The sequence below is a fragment of the Salmonella sp. SJTUF14076 genome (assembly GCF_015534835.1).
Lineage (GTDB): Bacteria > Pseudomonadota > Gammaproteobacteria > Enterobacterales > Enterobacteriaceae > Salmonella > Salmonella enterica.
The window spans coordinates 4046484-4062400 of record NZ_CP064674.1 but is presented as its reverse complement, the minus strand read 5'-3'; the positions used below and the strand labels follow the sequence as shown (position 1 = coordinate 4062400).

11 protein-coding genes and 1 pseudogene are annotated in these 15917 nt (G+C 46.7%); 7 read left to right on the top strand and 5 right to left on the bottom strand.

Annotated features, from left to right (window positions below; translation table 11 throughout):
• Positions 1-2: 2 nt before the first annotated feature.
• Genes HU143_RS19600 through HU143_RS19590 form a run of 3 tightly spaced genes read right to left on the bottom strand, consistent with a single transcriptional unit; the run spans position 3 to position 6255 of the window.
• On the bottom strand, positions 3-2390 hold the full coding sequence (locus tag HU143_RS19600; RefSeq protein ID WP_024148175.1) for a S8 family peptidase: 2388 nt from the start codon (positions 2388-2390) through the stop codon (positions 3-5).
• A 9-nt stretch (positions 2391-2399) separates the two neighbouring features.
• Positions 2400-3380 carry an AAA family ATPase gene (locus tag HU143_RS19595; RefSeq protein WP_023226994.1) on the bottom strand — a complete coding sequence of 327 codons (981 nt, stop codon included), beginning with the start codon at positions 3378-3380 and terminating at the stop codon, positions 2400-2402.
• Positions 3381-3405: 25 nt separating this feature from the next.
• Positions 3406-6255, bottom strand: coding sequence for an SNF2-related protein (locus tag HU143_RS19590; protein ID WP_023226995.1), 2850 nt, complete (start codon positions 6253-6255; stop codon positions 3406-3408).
• A 429-nt stretch (positions 6256-6684) separates the two neighbouring features.
• On the opposite strand from HU143_RS19590, the gene HU143_RS24645 reads away from it, so the two are divergent.
• The 3 genes from HU143_RS24645 to HU143_RS24635 all read left to right on the top strand — a co-directional run bounded on the left by HU143_RS24645 (position 6685) and on the right by HU143_RS24635 (position 7916).
• Positions 6685-6879 (top strand): helix-turn-helix domain-containing protein, encoded by a 195-nt coding sequence (locus tag HU143_RS24645; RefSeq protein ID WP_071787779.1) that lies wholly within the window; start codon positions 6685-6687, stop codon positions 6877-6879.
• Between the two features lie 6 nt (positions 6880-6885).
• A complete protein-coding gene (locus HU143_RS24640; protein WP_223228913.1) occupies positions 6886-7566 on the top strand; it encodes a helix-turn-helix domain-containing protein in 681 nt (226 codons plus the stop codon).
• A 152-nt stretch (positions 7567-7718) separates the two neighbouring features.
• A complete protein-coding gene (locus HU143_RS24635) occupies positions 7719-7916 on the top strand; it encodes an ATP-binding protein (protein ID WP_223228914.1) in 198 nt (65 codons plus the stop codon).
• Between the two features lie 864 nt (positions 7917-8780).
• Here HU143_RS24635 and HU143_RS19580 read toward each other — a convergent pair.
• The gene (locus tag HU143_RS19580) at positions 8781-9320 is read right to left on the bottom strand and encodes a hypothetical protein (protein ID WP_023226996.1); all 540 of its coding nucleotides are present in this window, start codon (positions 9318-9320) and stop codon (positions 8781-8783) included.
• A 37-nt stretch (positions 9321-9357) separates the two neighbouring features.
• Here HU143_RS19580 and HU143_RS19575 point away from each other — a divergent pair.
• The 4 genes and pseudogenes from HU143_RS19575 to HU143_RS19560 form a co-directional block, all read left to right on the top strand.
• Positions 9358-10136, top strand: a pseudogene (locus HU143_RS19575) (phosphorothioated DNA-binding restriction endonuclease); the annotation flags it as partial.
• Between the two features lie 184 nt (positions 10137-10320).
• Entirely contained in the window at positions 10321-11913 is a 1593-nt protein-coding gene (locus HU143_RS19570) for a sigma factor-like helix-turn-helix DNA-binding protein (RefSeq protein WP_023226998.1), read from the top strand.
• A 514-nt stretch (positions 11914-12427) separates the two neighbouring features.
• Positions 12428-12709 carry a hypothetical protein gene (locus HU143_RS19565; RefSeq protein ID WP_129407037.1) on the top strand — a complete coding sequence of 94 codons (282 nt, stop codon included), beginning with the start codon at positions 12428-12430 and terminating at the stop codon, positions 12707-12709.
• 100 nt (positions 12710-12809) lie between these two features.
• On the top strand, positions 12810-13817 hold the full coding sequence (locus tag HU143_RS19560) for a hypothetical protein (protein ID WP_023226999.1): 1008 nt from the start codon (positions 12810-12812) through the stop codon (positions 13815-13817).
• A 1032-nt stretch (positions 13818-14849) separates the two neighbouring features.
• Here HU143_RS19560 and HU143_RS19555 read toward each other — a convergent pair.
• On the bottom strand, positions 14850-15743 hold the full coding sequence (locus HU143_RS19555) for a WYL domain-containing protein (protein ID WP_023227000.1): 894 nt from the start codon (positions 15741-15743) through the stop codon (positions 14850-14852).
• Between the last annotated feature and the right edge of the window lie 174 nt (positions 15744-15917).

The following is a 15917-nucleotide window of genomic DNA, read 5'->3' as shown; positions in this document are numbered from 1 at the left end:
TTTTATCCAATACGTGCTCGCGCGCGTTCCTGTTCACGGATCTGCGCCTGAATTTGTGTATAAAGCTGCGCCTGTTCATTATCGCGATCGGTCGCGGTCACTACCAGTGCGTAAGGCTCCTGCTCGCTACTGAATGCTTCGCCCCAATCTCTGTCCTGACGGGTAACAACGATAAACCATTTTTCATCTGGGTGACGCTGGCGAAAAGTCCATACCGACGACTGTACCGTACCATGATCTCGCTGTTGGGATGATATATTGCGGTTAGCTGTTGCATCATCGGAACGGGTTTCCGTTTCATTCTGAGTCTGGTGATTAAAACTGGCCTGCACTTCATCTAATGAACGACCTTTAACCAACCTGAAATTGATCCGCGTGGCGGTGTAATCCATCCGAGTGGTACGTACCGCAGGTGAATAAGCCAGCGTGATGCGGACTTCACGCGTTGCTCGCCGCGAACGTAAAAAAGAAGCCGGAAAGGGGAGCTCAAAAAACTGATGAGCATTATTTTCTATCTGCTCTTCACACCGCATAACCACGACATATTCTGAAGAACGGTATAGCGTATCTTCGTCAATAATACCGTAGCCCACCACGTCACGCTCAATTTCCCGGTTTCTTGTCGCGGGTGTGTTTCTAAAGCTTTCTCTCATCTCCTGCGGGAAAGCTTGGGTCATTTCCTGAGTGACTGATGCATGATTCACAAGCATTGCCCTCAGCATATTGGCGGACATTTCAGGATACTCGTTTAACAAACGCCCGGCCAGATGCGTAATATATGGTGCTGCAAAGCTAGTGCCGCTGAGCTCTTTAAATAGGGTATTGCCCTGAAACTGATGATGGCAACTAAGTACTCCCAGACCACGCATATGTGGTTGCCATTGTCCTTCTTGCCGCACGTCTGAAGCAAAATTCCCACCGTGTGCCACAATGTCTGGTTTAAACGCCCCTTTTACTGACGGGCCATGCCGGGTAAAAGGCGACGGTTGGTTTTCCGTTGCCGGACTGAGATGCTGAATATCATTGGGCCTACGTTGTGCATCAGAGGTCGCATTATGCCTGGCGACACTACCCACCGTCAGTATATTCAGTGCAGGGGCCGGATCGATAATAATGCTGGCTTCATGCAACAAATAATCGGGGTATTCATCTCGCCAGCTATTCTGTGGCACTGGGGGTTCATCACTGCCAGAGAAGTTCCCCGTAGAGACAACAAACAACACATTGTATTGCCGCGCTAGCGTATCTAGCAAATATGCCATACCGCGCACATGTTTACCGTCATAGGGGGCATTAGCATTCCCCAGTGATAGGTTAAAAATACGGCAACCGAGATCGGTAAAATACGCGACGGCGGCTGTTAGTGTGCTTTCAATCGTTTTGGCATTGAATTCAGCCTGCTCATTCAGCACTTTTCCGTTATACAGCCATAACTGCGGCTGCCAGAAATTGCTCTGGTTGCAGGCTTCAACATCGCCATACAGCGCAATACTCGCTACGGCGGTACCATGCCCCTCTTGATCAAACTCATCCTGACCGGGAATAAAGCTGGCGCTTTCAGCAATGGCGGAACTTAATAGCGGATGGTTGGTATTGATGCCGCTGTCCAGAATGCAGATTTTGGCCGCATTTTCCGCGGGTGAAATCAGACGAGCCGGAAGTGTATTGATATCCCGGTTAATCTGTTGATAGCTAATACCGCTGGACGGCGGCAAATCAACTAATCTGACATCTCTATGAGCTAATAATAACTCTGCCTGTGAGTGAGAGACCTCTATCCGGTATATCAATAAACTATCCAGATTGACTTTATCCCGTCGGGAAATCCCCTGCTCCTGCAACCAGTGCTCAAAACGGGTATGCAGATCGATACGTTTGGAATGATGCGCAACCTCGATAGGCCAAAGTTCCACATCCAGTTGAAAGCGCTCCGTTACAGGGAAACCATAGCGCCGGAGCGCCCAGCTTTTACGATCTTCCGCCGACCAGCCGTCAATACTGTCAAGTGCTTCCAGAATCTGTTTGTAAGTGAGATCTGTATCAAGACCGAGAGACGACAGGTGCTCTGCAAATGTGGATAAGCCTTGCTCATCGCTAAAGACCACACACACCTGTTTGTTTTCTTGGCTAATAAATTCCACTCCGTGATGTATCAAGGCCGAAAAATTCATCGTACCGCTGTAGTTCAGCTTGAGGATATAGCGCCCGTCATTAGCGCTGCCGGGCACTTGTGACAGTGTTGGGCGTAGGGTCTGGAGTTGAGTCAGTAGCCTTTGCCCGTGTTGGCGCAAATCACCTCTGGGAATACGAGGCATATTGATTCTACGGGTTCGTCGATCATTCTGAAGGGGGGCTTTGGTAATCGTTAAATGCTGATAATTCGCCGTCATGGCTGTCCCTTATCGGTGGGTTCTGGCGTTTTCTCGCTGTGTCGCGTTTTTTAAGTCTTTCAGCGTCAGGAATTCCTGATGACGCAAGATCATATGCTTGATTGCCCGACGGACAATACGTTCAATGTCGGCACCACTTTTTCCGTGAAGCAATGATAGTAATTCGTTATCGTCTAGCTCAAACTGGCGGCGAATACCGCGTAGCTTTAACGCCAGCAACTCGCGTAATTGAGCCTGGTCTGGCAGAGGAAATTCAATCACCTCATCAAAACGACGCCAGATGGCACTGTCCAGAATATGTTCGTGGTTAGTGGCCGCCAGAATCAAGCTTTTGCCCTGATAGGCATCCATCATTTGCAGAACAGCATTGACGACCCGGCGTAATTCACCGTGTTCACCGCTCTCGCCTCGCTCTTTTCCGATTGCATCAAATTCATCGAACAACACGACCAACTGGTGTTGGCCGATAAAATCGAAAATTTTACGCAGATTGGCTGCGGTTTCCCCCAGAAAAGAGGACACGAGAACGTCAATACGAACAATCGCTAGCGGCATATCCAGTTCAAAAGCAATCACCTCCGCTGCCAGCGTTTTACCGCAGCCCGGAGGCCCGAAAAACATGATCTTACTGGCCGCTTTCATCCCGTAGCTATGCAGTACATCGCTGCGTCGATGTTCTTCAAGAAGTTCATCAATCACTGTAGCACTGGTTGCTGGGAGGATCATTTCATCAAGGCTGCGCTGCGGCTGTCGGAGATCCAGCAGCGGCAGCCCCCTCTCTTTATCTATCGGTGCCGGAGGAAGCACAGGCGAACGCGAAGCCTGAACAATATGCTCGCCGTAAAGGATATGTTCCAGATCGTTAGCCAGAAGGTGGTGCTGTTTCTGACGTTCTTCATCAATAATGGCTTCCGAAACACGACGGAAAGTGGCGGTATCGCCGGTTGCGCCCGCTTTTATCAGCTGTCTTAATACTTTACCGTTAGCCATTATTGACTCCTGAAACAACAACACTTCATGCGGAAGGCGAACTCAACGTCCAGCTCACCGCGAATAATTGACTGGACGTTATCTCTGTCGCCAGCTTTTGTTCGACCTCTTCCAGCAGACGATCTTCTTCCTGCTCGATTTTTTTCTTTTCATCATGGTACTGCAACATGATACTGTCCCGCTCGCGTTCCAGTACTTTTAGCGCGCGTTTGGCTTCCATTTTCTCTTTCAGGGAAGGAAGCTGACGGGCAGCTTTACGCGCGTCTTTGATTTCCGCATCTAACTGCTTGATGCGTAAGTCCAGTGCGATACGCCGATCTTCTGACCAGCGTTCGAGTTTTTCTACTTCTTCATTGTAATAAAGTTCGTTATCGCGTTCGACCTGTTGGATAAAAGAATTCTGCAAAGCTTCACGTTGTGCCGTTAAAGCGGGCAATAAAGGTTGTTCTTCGATAGAGGTTATCTCTGACAAGGGTAAGAGAAGCAGGCGGGACACCGTTTCTTCTGCTAGTACCTCACCGTTATCCGTGACGGCGGCGGCCAGTAGTTTCTCTCGTTGCTGCTCCTGGTTCCCAATACAAACTTTTGCCAGCAACAACTGTCCCGATTTCCCACAGAACAGTTTCACATCGGCCAGTTGCCCTGTTTTTGGTTGATAGATGAAATGGAGTTTCTGGCAAATTAGCGACGTAGGAAGGCCTCTGCCCTCATACAGGGCAACATCAATCAATTGTTTTCCGTACCCTTGAGTGGGCCGGAAGAATTCTGCATCCTTTTCATCCGCAATAGGCCAGCTAACATCAAAACACTTTCCGCCAGAACGGAAACCTGTTTCAGAGCGCTGAAAATCGTCGTATCCATCCAGAAACATTTCCGCCAACAGCAACAGATTTTCTTGGTAATCGTTCAATTGCGCGAGGGTCGTTGTACGTCGGGTTTTCAGATTGCGAACCACATCAACGTCAAAATGCTCGAATAACGAACGCCGGGTTTCATTCTCCCGATTTTCCAGTTGATCTTTGAGTTCATCCTGAAGCTGATTAAATTCCTGTTCTATTTGTTCATCGGAACGGCAGTGTTGGTATATTTCATGAATACGCCGCTCAATGTCGACGCCTGATTCAATTGACCCCAGAATGTCATCGGAAGCGCCAAATACGCCTTCAAAAAGCTGGAACTTCTGGCTCAGTAATTCAAACACACGCTGATCGGCCCGATTGCCTTTATTAATGAAGTTGACCACCACGACATCGTGTTTTTGTCCGTAACGGTGAACGCGCCCGATGCGTTGCTCCACACGCTGCGGATTCCACGGTAAATCATAATTGATTAACAATGAACAGAACTGGAGGTTGATACCTTCTGCCCCAGCCTCGGTACAAATCATCAGAGTGCCTTCATCTCTGAATTTTTCAACCAGCGCTGCTTTCATATCCGCTGTGCGAGAACCGGAAACTCGGCCAGTGTTCTGGTGTTTCTCCAGCCAGTCGCTATAAATCTTCTTCGATGCGGCATCGCTATTGCTGCCGTTGAGCAGGACCACTTCTCCCTCGTAGCCACTATCTGACAGCAGTTGCGCCAGCCAGGTCTGAGTACGTACGGACTCGGTAAAAATGACCGCCTTACGTAATCCGCCCAATTCAACTGTAAAGGTAAAGGCCCGATCAAGGACGCGTAGTAGTGCTTCGGCCTTGGCGTTTTTGGTTATAGATGCCGCTAAAATCTTATAACTCTTTAACTGGTCAATTTCGGCCTGTAGCGCCTGAGGATCGATGGTATCTTCGTCATCAATGCCTTCTTCATCGCTGTAATCGTCGTAATTTTCATAATCCGTCAGCGCATCCAGCACCGGCATTTTATTTTCAAGGCGGTGGATCATCGTTTCCAGCGTTCCCTGGATTGCCGTGGATGATGAAGCCAGAATTTTACGGATGACTAATGTTACCAGATGACGCGCACCACTTTTGATCGCCAGCAAGTCGTCCCGCTGCAAATAAGAAGAAACCTGTTTATAGAGCGCTTCTTCATCTTCCGTCGGGCGAAAGTCTTCAGTTATTGAGTGGCGGCGGGTAAAACTGATCCCGCCTTCCTGCTGAACCTGTCGGCGAAGTGTGCGGTTGCAGATCTTATTCAGACGAACCCTTAATAACGCCAGTTCTGCATCATCAATATTCTGCCGGGAATAACGGGCCTTAAACGAGGCCAGATCACCGAAGAAATGAGGATCAATAACGGAAACCAGGCCGTAAAGTTCAAGAATGCTGTTTTGTAGCGGCGTAGCGGAAAGCAGAATTTTCTTCCTGCCGGATAATGCGCTACTGAGTTTTTTAGCCGTTTTAGCACCATCACTCTTGTAGATATTACGCAGTTTATGTGCTTCATCCATGACAACCAGATCCCACGGGATACGCGCCAGTTCATGTTCTTTACGGGCGGCGAACTCGTAGGAACAAATACAGATCGCCGCTTCCCCGGTCGTATTTTCAATATCAAAAGGGTTATCACATCCCTCTTTCACCATCTGATTGAAGATCTTCGCTTCAATAATTTGTGAAGGCAGTGAGAATTTCTCTTCCAGTTCCTGGCTCCACTGCTTACGCAGCGTTGCCGGGGCGATCAGCAACAACTTCCGGCGTCGTTCAGCCCATTTTTGCGCCAGAATCAGACTGGCCTCTATGGTTTTCCCTAACCCAACTTCATCGGCCAGGATAACGCCATTCGATAAGGGAGATGCTAGCGCAAACATCGCAGCTTCCACCTGATGAGGATTCATATCAACTCGCGCGCTGGCGATGGTTTGCGTCAGTGAGTCCTCGGCTTTGCCGCTTAACGTTAACCAGTGCGCCAGATAGCTACGTTGATGATCTGAATACATTTTTTATACCTTCATGAAAGAGACTGTGGGGCGGGACGTTATCATATTCTACTGATCTGTGGACTGAGTAGCTAATTTGGGAAGCGATTAAATGATATTTCAACAATATGATGTAGGTTGAAATATTTCTCGTCAATAAAGGTATGGCTGAACGTCTTTAGGCGATGTATCTTGAGCCAATAAATTTGCTGATTCGTCAATGCGAGTGGACGTTACCCATAGAGGACGTGCCCTGCCAATCTCACTAGCTGCTCAACACTACATAATCTTCAATCTGCGGCTGTAATCCAAGGGCGCGTTCCTCAGCAACAGGAACTTATCTATTCGTTGGAGAGCCAGCCAACGCCTGACGGTGAATAATCTCGACGGTGGTCAACGCACATTTCTGGGAAAATATGGGTTTAAATAGCAGAGACGCGGGAGCCTGCCATGCTTAAAAGCGAGTTACTGGAGATCATTGCTAACGGGAAAAGCTCCGGAGTGGAGTTCAAGCGAGATGATGTCCGCCCGGAACAACTGGCGAAAGACGTTGTTGCGATGGCTAACTTTTGGGGAGGATGTGTTCTGCTGGGTGTTGAGGATGATGGCACCATTACCGGAATTCAGCATCAGAACCTGGAATAGTGGGTGATGAACGTAATGCAGGATAAAATTCACCCAATGCTTTTGCCGTTCTATGAAGAAGTCCGAATGGATGATTCTCTTACGGTGGTTATTGTGAGCTTTCCACAAGGGATTTCTAAACCTTATGTTGTGCGCCATCAGGGGAGGGAAGAAATCTTCATTCGTGTGGGGTCAACGTCCAGATTGGCAACTCGCGAGCAGCAAATGCATTTGTTTGAAATTAGCAGTATGTTACATACTGAGGTAATGCCCGTTCCGAGAACCGATATTACCTGTCTGGATGAAGCCCGTTTATTGAATTATCTGCGCAATATTTTGCATGATCCCGATATTCCGGAGACACCGGAACAATGGCAACAACGGCTGTTGGGATTGAGTTTTCTGACGCAAACGGGTGAAAACATTTGTTGTACGATTGCTGGGTTAGTGCTTTTTGGTAAACATCCACGTCAGTATTTACGTCAATCGGGTATCCGAGTCTTTGCCTTCGCCAGTGAATACAAAGAATATCAGCCGTTGTTGGATGATATGCTGGATGGCCCAATGGTGGGACGTTTTGATACTGAAGAGGCTGGGAGAGCGTTGATCGATGGAGGATTGATTGAGCGTTTGATGTCAACCATCATGCCATTTATTACTTCTGAGGCCTCTCAACCCGATATGAACTTGCGTCGGGAAACCACCTAGTATTCTCCGTTAGAAGCTGTTCGTGAAACCGTTGTAAATGCCCTGGCTCATCGTGACTGGACACGCTTTGTTGAGATTGAAATCGGTTTATATAATAACCGATTCGAGGTTATTAGCCCCGGTGCGCTGAATAACTCTATGTCGTTGAGAAGATGGTGGCAGGCCAGCGCTCACCGCGTAATACGATTATCATAGAAGTCTTGCGCGACTATGGTTACGTTGATTCCAGGGGAATGGGGGTCAGGACAAAAATTATCCCTCTGACGCAGGCTTTGAGTGGACAATCACCGGAGTTTACTGCAACGGATGATTATCTGAAAACGATTCTTTATCGTTCACCATCTCTTTGATATTAAATTAGTTTTATTTTTTATGGGCTGAGCTTATTGGTAAAGGTTACGTCATATGGAGAAAGTTTAACCTACATATGCCTATCAGTAGTTATCGCTATACCGATTGGTCGGAACTCATAAGCAAGGGCATTGTGCCCCTGTTATTGATGGAGTTTCGAGAATGGTACGTACACGCGCCCTGCGCCGCCACCATGAGCGGCGTTTGAAAGCAATCCGCAGGCATTATAATAATGCTGGAAGTTGTTCGTCGACGCATGTTGGCATGGTTTACCACACTCCCTGTTCGTGTAGTTGTTGGATGTGTGGGCATCAGCGTAAAAATCATGGGATGAACCGGCAGGAGGTTAGAGCCCGCCTGCGTTACACCGATTGAGAGGGTATATGCGTTATATACAGGAGCATTGGTAACAACCTTTAACGGGAGTTACCTATGTCCAATTTTAATACCAGAAAAGATCGCGATCGGAATGGAAATCCGCTACCACATTATCGAATCAACTATCTCAGCAGTGAAGGGATTACTTATATCCATTACCGTGACCGCAACACTTCGAGTCTACCTCGCTGGGATGCAACAAAATCGCCAGGCTGGTGGAGGCGGCTAATGACTACACGCCCACGTCGTGCTGCAAACCGTATTAACGTGGTTCGCGTGTTGCGTGGAGCTGACCCTGATGGCCTGTTATGGCGCACAGGGAACCGGCCGCAGATCTATTTTTATTGAAAACCAACCCGCCGTCCTGGCGGGTTTATTCATATCAGAAGTCTGTATGCCGCGTGGAACGGAGTCAATTTATCCGATGCGCTATCGGTGTGAATGGGCGTAGCTCATTTGGTACGACACCCAGCCAATACTCGCTATCAGATTAAAGCAATGTAATCTTCAATTTGTGGCTGTAACACCCAGAACTCCTGTAGCTTTTGATCTGTCCACGATATCAGCGATTCCGTGGATAACCGGTGCAACTCCTTCCATTCGTTGTGATCGATGCCTGTTGCCAATTCAGACCAGCACAACAGCGTTAACCGCTCTCTGAGCCCTGGCCCCCTGAATTGTTGAAACAATGACTGTAGCTTGTTGCTGAGGCGACGCATCCCCAGTCGCTTGCATTCACTGAGCAGCACACCCGGCAGTAGTAACGGCATCAGGTTTTTGTTGATGTCCTGCGCCACTGTTATTGGTGCTGTTGTCGGGATATTGAGAACGCGCTGGAGGCCTTCAGGGAGCAGCAGCTCGGCAAGCTCACTACAGGGCAGTGTGCAGATCACCATCGTCAGCGTATGCCAGCGGATAATCTCGGGCTGGCACTGACCATGAAGGATAGCCGGGCGAGTATAATCATCCAGACAGGCCTGATAGTGGTTGAGCAGTACATCATGACAGGCCGTGGTTTCTTTCATCGATTGATACCTTGTAAAGCCGACAGTAATAAATATCGGTGTCCTCTCGCACTATCGGCAGGGTCACGATCGCCTGTTTGATTATGGTTCTGAAATTCATGAGCAATTGCTGGATTTGCTGGAGCGCTATGGGCCACAGCGCCGTGAACAGCGCCCGGATATGCCGTTCTGGCGTCTGAGGGCGATGGTTTCTGGGAATTGCAAAACGCGGAATTCTGCTCAACCAGCGGTAGCCGCCAGCCACCTAAACGTGAACTCATTGAATATAATGTTGTTGGTGGGTTTGATGCCGTCAATTTCGCGTTGGTAACAAAAAAACGTAAGCTAATCGACACGCTGGCGCAGCAGATCCTTGAGGCGCATTTTCCGACCAGTATTCAGGAAGACATCGCTGACGAGATGGATTTTGATATTCGCACCTCTTTCCGTCAACGCGATCCGAAGTTCCGCCAGGCGGTGCTACGAGCGTACACTTATCAATGTGCGGTCTGCGGCTTCAATATGCGCCACGACAACGCCCCTATAGCCCTTGAAGCAGCCCATATCAGATGGAAGCAGCATCATGGTCCTTGTGAAGTACCTAATGGCCTGGCGTTGTGCGCAATTCATCATAAAGCGTTCGATCGTGGTTCGATTGGTCTGGATGAAAATATGTGCGTGGTGACTTCCGACGCGGTGAATGGTGGCGGTGTGGTACAGCGGCTGTTCTGGGATTTTGCGGGGAAAGAGATCGCGTTGCCGCAGATGAAAGAAAATTATCCGGGTGAACGGTTTGTGGAATGGCATAGGAAAGAGGTGTTCAGAGGAGAGTGTTGATCTGGGGGCGGTTTAGTGCCATATGCGGACGTTAAAAAGAATCGCATGTGTTAAATGGGGAGCAGCTCAGGTGCGGCTGTTTTCTACTACTGACTGAAGTTGTTATCATTATCACTGTAAATGGACGTCATGCGTTCACAATGAGGCAATTTGGGACGAAAACAGGGAGTACTAAGCTAAAGCCATGTCTGAAATCTCCACCAAAAACTTTCCAGCGCGCCACGGAGCTCCGTGGAGTAAAGAAGAGTTTCAGCAACTGATCTTGGCAATCGAGCAGGGCCTCAAGTTAAGTGAGCTTGCCGGACGTCATCAGCGTACGTCTGGAGGCATACTCGGCGCGATTAAGCGTTTGCTCCCCTCTGAATTTTGCCAGAACAACAACATTAGTTCGGTTAGTGATCTGGCGCGCTATTTCAAAGACACACAAAATCAAGAGTGGGCATGTCTTATCAATGCCCTGTGCCCGTCTGCTGCCACTGAAAAGAAAACGGAGAAAAATCAGGAAACAGGGGCGAGTAAGCAAGCTGCTTCGTCATGTGCCGCGGTGTCGGGAGCGAGCGGTAAAACACCAGATGAAAAGCAAATAACAGGTTTCGTCCCCAGTACAGAATTTCTGGATTATGTAGCCAGTGAGTCCGATGTCATCATGCTGATAAGTGCCGCTGTGGAGAGTTTATCTAAGGAACGCGATCGGGATATTCTTCTCATGCGTCTCGGCACGGATGAGCATCCTTATACACTCGCTGAGATCGCTGCCAAATGCGGCGTTTCCCGTGAAAGAGTGAGACAAATTCAGGAACGAGCCTTCAGGCGGCTAGCGGGTAAATCTCGCTATGAGGGGACCCCCGGTGCTGCCCTTAAAAAGCTCATTAACGCAGTCAGCAATTCCTCGTATGAAATAGCAATATGGGTGCATCGTATCGCTCACCGTGATTTTATGACGTCGTCCGGACTAGCCGCGAAGTTTATTCTCTGCACTGCGGGTATTCAGAAGGTTAAGAGAGAGGAAATTGTGGGATTCTTCTCCGATATTTCACTGCTACAAAAGGCAAAGTTGGCGAAGTTACGCGAGCTGAACCGGAGTCGAGCTGCGAAAGAGAGAGTTGAATCTGAGATCAGTGGCTGGTTAAGCTATACAGACTGGCCCAAAGTCATCGCTCCGCCACCGTCAGCAGTACATCTCTCTTCGCAGCGAATAGTCAATGATTCGGATATCGCCGGTCATTTTTACTCACAGAAGCTCGCACGCACCGTCCAGTACGAGTCCGGACTTGAACTTACTATCATGACGCAGTTGGAGCGTAGCGATCAGGTTTCCTTTTATCAGGAACAACCCGTTGCTATACCGTACAGTTTTAAAGACAAACTCCGAAAGTACTATCCGGACCTGCTCGTTGCGACTGTTGATGGCCGGTGCCTCCTTGTTGAAGTTAAGCCTACAGACAGCATGGCCTTAAGTGTCAACCGTGCAAAAGCCAATGCGGGTCGGGCATGGGCACACACAAGGGGGTGGGGATGGCTGGTTGTCAGCGACCGACATACGTTACGGCAACTGGAAGAACACGTCATTCCTGCGGCTAAACGGATGTTGATAGAAAACGAACTGAATACGTCTGGGGGGATTACTTGGCGTGAGATGATGGGGTTACGCACGCGTCATGAACTTACACGGTTGGATCTGACTGCGTATATTATTCAGTCCGGTGCTGAGGTAGACAGATCCTACCGCATTACTGCGCGAACTGTTCTTGACCCAGGGCTAGTTATATTGAACTGAGTCTATGAACTTTCTAAAATGGGATTATTTACAGAAAAGTATCCGTTAAAGGCGGGTGTAGATAACTCTGTAATGCTTGGCTTGGTAAGCATGATGTATCGCTCATTTACCAGATATCAATTGGTGCTGCTGGAGTATTAGTGAGGATGCAGGAAGAGTATTACATAATGGTCGTAGCAACGATATGGTAAATCTTCGTAACTGAGGAGTCATGTCTGCTCCGTGCCAAAAGCTGACATTTGGCTTTGTGGTAAATGAACGATCTTCACTTATTTTATTGCATCAAACCACTGGATAAATTTCCATGTATCCGGCTTGAGTAAATTCAAGAACAACATGGGTACTGCCTGTACAAATTTCGTTGCACGTAAATTTACCAATATCAGAAAAATTTATTGAAATAGAGGTGTATGAGAGTTAGTTTGGTATGAGTTGAATTCAGGAAAAAGGCGTAAAAGTGTTCGACTTGTGGGCATAAGCCCTTCTATTAAATTATTAGGTGTAGGGAGCGTGTGTGCCAAATATAGCTTTCGAAGATCGGGCAGTTGCATTTATTGATGTCTTAGAATTTAAGTCCGTTGTAGAAAGCTTTGACTCGGGAGATAGAGCATTTCTTGAAGAATTGGGCGAAACATTGGGGGCGGGTGTTCCGAGATTAGATGGTAATGTCAGTCCATCCATATGTCGAGATCTAATTCCGAAACATATTTCCATTTCCGACAGTATTATTTTAAGTGCGCCATTAACCTCGGACAAAATGAGTAGCTATCTCAATAGCGAAATCAAGAGAAACTAGTTCATTGTTTACACCTAACAATTCAATCAACTTCGCGCCTGCGGCACCGGATGCATCAAAGCTGAGCCGGTTATTGAGGCGTTATACATATTGAGGAAACATGGCAGCATCACCTGAGCATCAATTTATTGCAGAAGCAATGGACAGTGTTTTATCAAGATACGCAAGTACCAAGTTGCTTGGAGTTCTTGAAGCTGGAAGGAAGAAATTCGACTACAGCTGTGTGTTAGAAAGAGACTTTCATCGAGTCTTATCGTCACAGGTTTTATGGTCGCATACTGAGGGGATTCATAAAGACCTGATGACCTTGCTGCATGAAGAAGAATCGTATCTGAAAGTTTATTTTGCAAAAGATACAACCAAACACCGAATGCGAATCGATGAAGTTATCTCAGAGTATAAAAAAAACTCACAAACCCGTGCACTGTTAAAAGGGTTACGAATAATTTACCTTCCTGGTGAATTTGACGCTGACAAATTATCAGAACAAAAGTTAATGTTAGATCTTATGTCTCATCTAGTATGCAAAGATTTGCTGTTTGGTACTGTCTTTGGGAGGTTATCTAGTTTTGATATTAGAGTTTTTGCAAATCATGGAGGGCCATTTGGTCTTAAATACGCTGTACTTGATGAGATTACAGAAAATGGATTAATCCACAACCCAACATTTAAAGAAAGACTAGGTTACTCAACTACAGGTACAATAAGAGAAGTTACGACAATGTTGTCAGCATTGGGGTTAGTCAAACGACTAGACAACTCAGTTATTTTGCTGCCAACCCTTAAAGGGCGAATGCTCCTGGATTTAGCAAGGAAATTGGTGGTTGATAACAGCTCCGATGAAACAGCGGGCGGTGAGTTTGAAATCATTAAAAGTCTATTGTTCCCAATTGGTTCAAATGGTCAGTTTAATTACTTAAAAGAGATCAAAGAGTCAGCACTTTACTCAGCCAACAATTTTGGAAGGAAGCTAACTGTAAGCGCCCAGTCGGAAGGCACAAAGTTTTATAAAACTTTCAATTGGGATGACTGGCGTGAGCAACTTCAAATGATGCCAGAATTAAAAGACAAATTGTTCACTGAACCTGACTTCGACTATGTGTATTAAAAATAAGTATAACAAATCGTTCAAGCGGGACTGTTAATATTTAGCTCGGTTTCGCTTCGTTACGCATTCTAGCCAAACATTATGAGAACATAAACAGGGAGTTAGCCACCCATGAACATGGGCATAGCTATAAATTGGAATCTAGAATGAAATTTAGAAATTTGGCCGGGATCTCAAAAAATGCATGGAACTAAAACGGGTCTATTTACTGTACTGAACAGGCTTTGCTTCAAGTTATTAGTACCGCTGAGCGCACTCTGTTTATAACCAGCTTCGTCGCTTATGATGTTTCAACGATAGTGAAAGCATTAAATGCTGCAAATGAACGCGGAGTTATGATCTCAATTTTACTTGAATTATCGCAAGAGAAATGTGGTGGTTTAAATTTTGATACCATTGAGAAGATGAGAATACAGGTTCCTTCAGCCAAACTTTATATATAGAATAATAAAGATAATGAATATTATGGCAGATGTGTTCATGCAAAAGTTGCTGTTGCTCGGGAGTGCTTTATCACTAGTGCAAACCTTACTGGGTATGCTATGGAAAAAATATTGAAGCTAGGGTGCTTATTTCTGGCGGAAGTATTCCAGGGCAACTTAATGAGCATTTTTTCTACCTTATTAAAAAATTATTAGCTTGATTTGATAATGCGGTTTTAATAGCCCCTGTAATGCACTATTAGAAATGAATTTATACTTATGGCTTATTTCGTTTCTCTGTGAGTAATAATATCTTGGTTCATCAGTTTGCGGTGTTGTTTTAAGTGGTATATGAGTTATCTGTTCTGTGGGGCAATTCAAACGTAACCTTATTTATTGAACTTCAGTAAATTTAAAACTCTATACTGAAATGGGGTTAGGGCTTGAAAATCAAAAATAATTTTCACGTATGGAGCGGATGGGGGATTCAACTGAATCAGAAATTAAAAATCATAATTTATAGGTGGCAGGTTTTTTATATTCCTGCATCATATCTCTGATACAGGAACAGTCACAGTAAATGGCTATAAATTATTAGTAAACAGAATGTCTATCTCTCACCTGCATGGCGGTACTTATGAATAGGCTCACCTGTTTGGGCGTGCACAGCTAGAACAGGATAGACAAAGGGGCCGTGGCTGCTGGCGTCAGTAGCTTGTGCATATTCATCATCTGTTTTAGGCAGATTGTTTTCAGGGCATAAATAAAAAATCATTGGTGCACGAATGCTGAATTCAGATGGTTCAAGTATGTAGTCCCGCTTAATTACCTCTTGTTGCGCTTTGTTTAGTGTTGGATTGGCGATAAAACGTACGGGGATCACGACCTCCCACGCGGTATCTTTGCGCGGAGGAGGGGGGGCAGGAACAATCAGTTCCGGCGAGTCCAGAAATCGCGCCAAAACAAAGTCCTTAAACGTCGAACTACCCCAGTCATAGGCTCGTACATGCTGGCGCCCGTTAACGGTGATAATTACCGTAGGGCTTAGTGTACGGGATGTGCCTTCCGGGTTTTCCATTGACGCATAAGTCACTTGTACTTGTCCCTCCTGTTGGATTGCTGACAAAAAAATTGACAGCGTGCGGCTATGTACTGCGCGATGGATGAGCGGGATTTCCTGCGCGTGGGCCGCTTGCGGCGGTTGAAATTCTACCGTCGCACGCCAGACCAGATCGTTGTCTCCCAGCAAAACAGGCGAAAACGTCGTACTGGGGAAATACCCTTTTCGGCCGGCCCCCTTCTCAATAGCATTGCCTGGAGCGACCTCCATATAGGTTCTTACATCAGTACGAGCTTGTTGCGCCGAGACGCCAAACTCTTCAGCAATCATGCGCGAAGTGACTTTTCGTTCCCACAGTAGCTGGCGCTCAATATAGCGCAAGCGCAACCATTGTGCGTGGCTGAGGGGGGATTTGTGTTTCTCAAGAAACATTGAGTAGTACATATCAGTTTTATTCTTATTTGCAGGTTAATCAATTGCGGTTTGATATACGAACTAAGTATAGAAGGCGAATGACATCAAAACAAATAACATTGTTATCAAAGAAAATTAAGCAAAGTTTCTTTGCCTAATTGGGCGGGGAGTACTATAGTGACTTCCGTCTCAGAGGGAGAATGT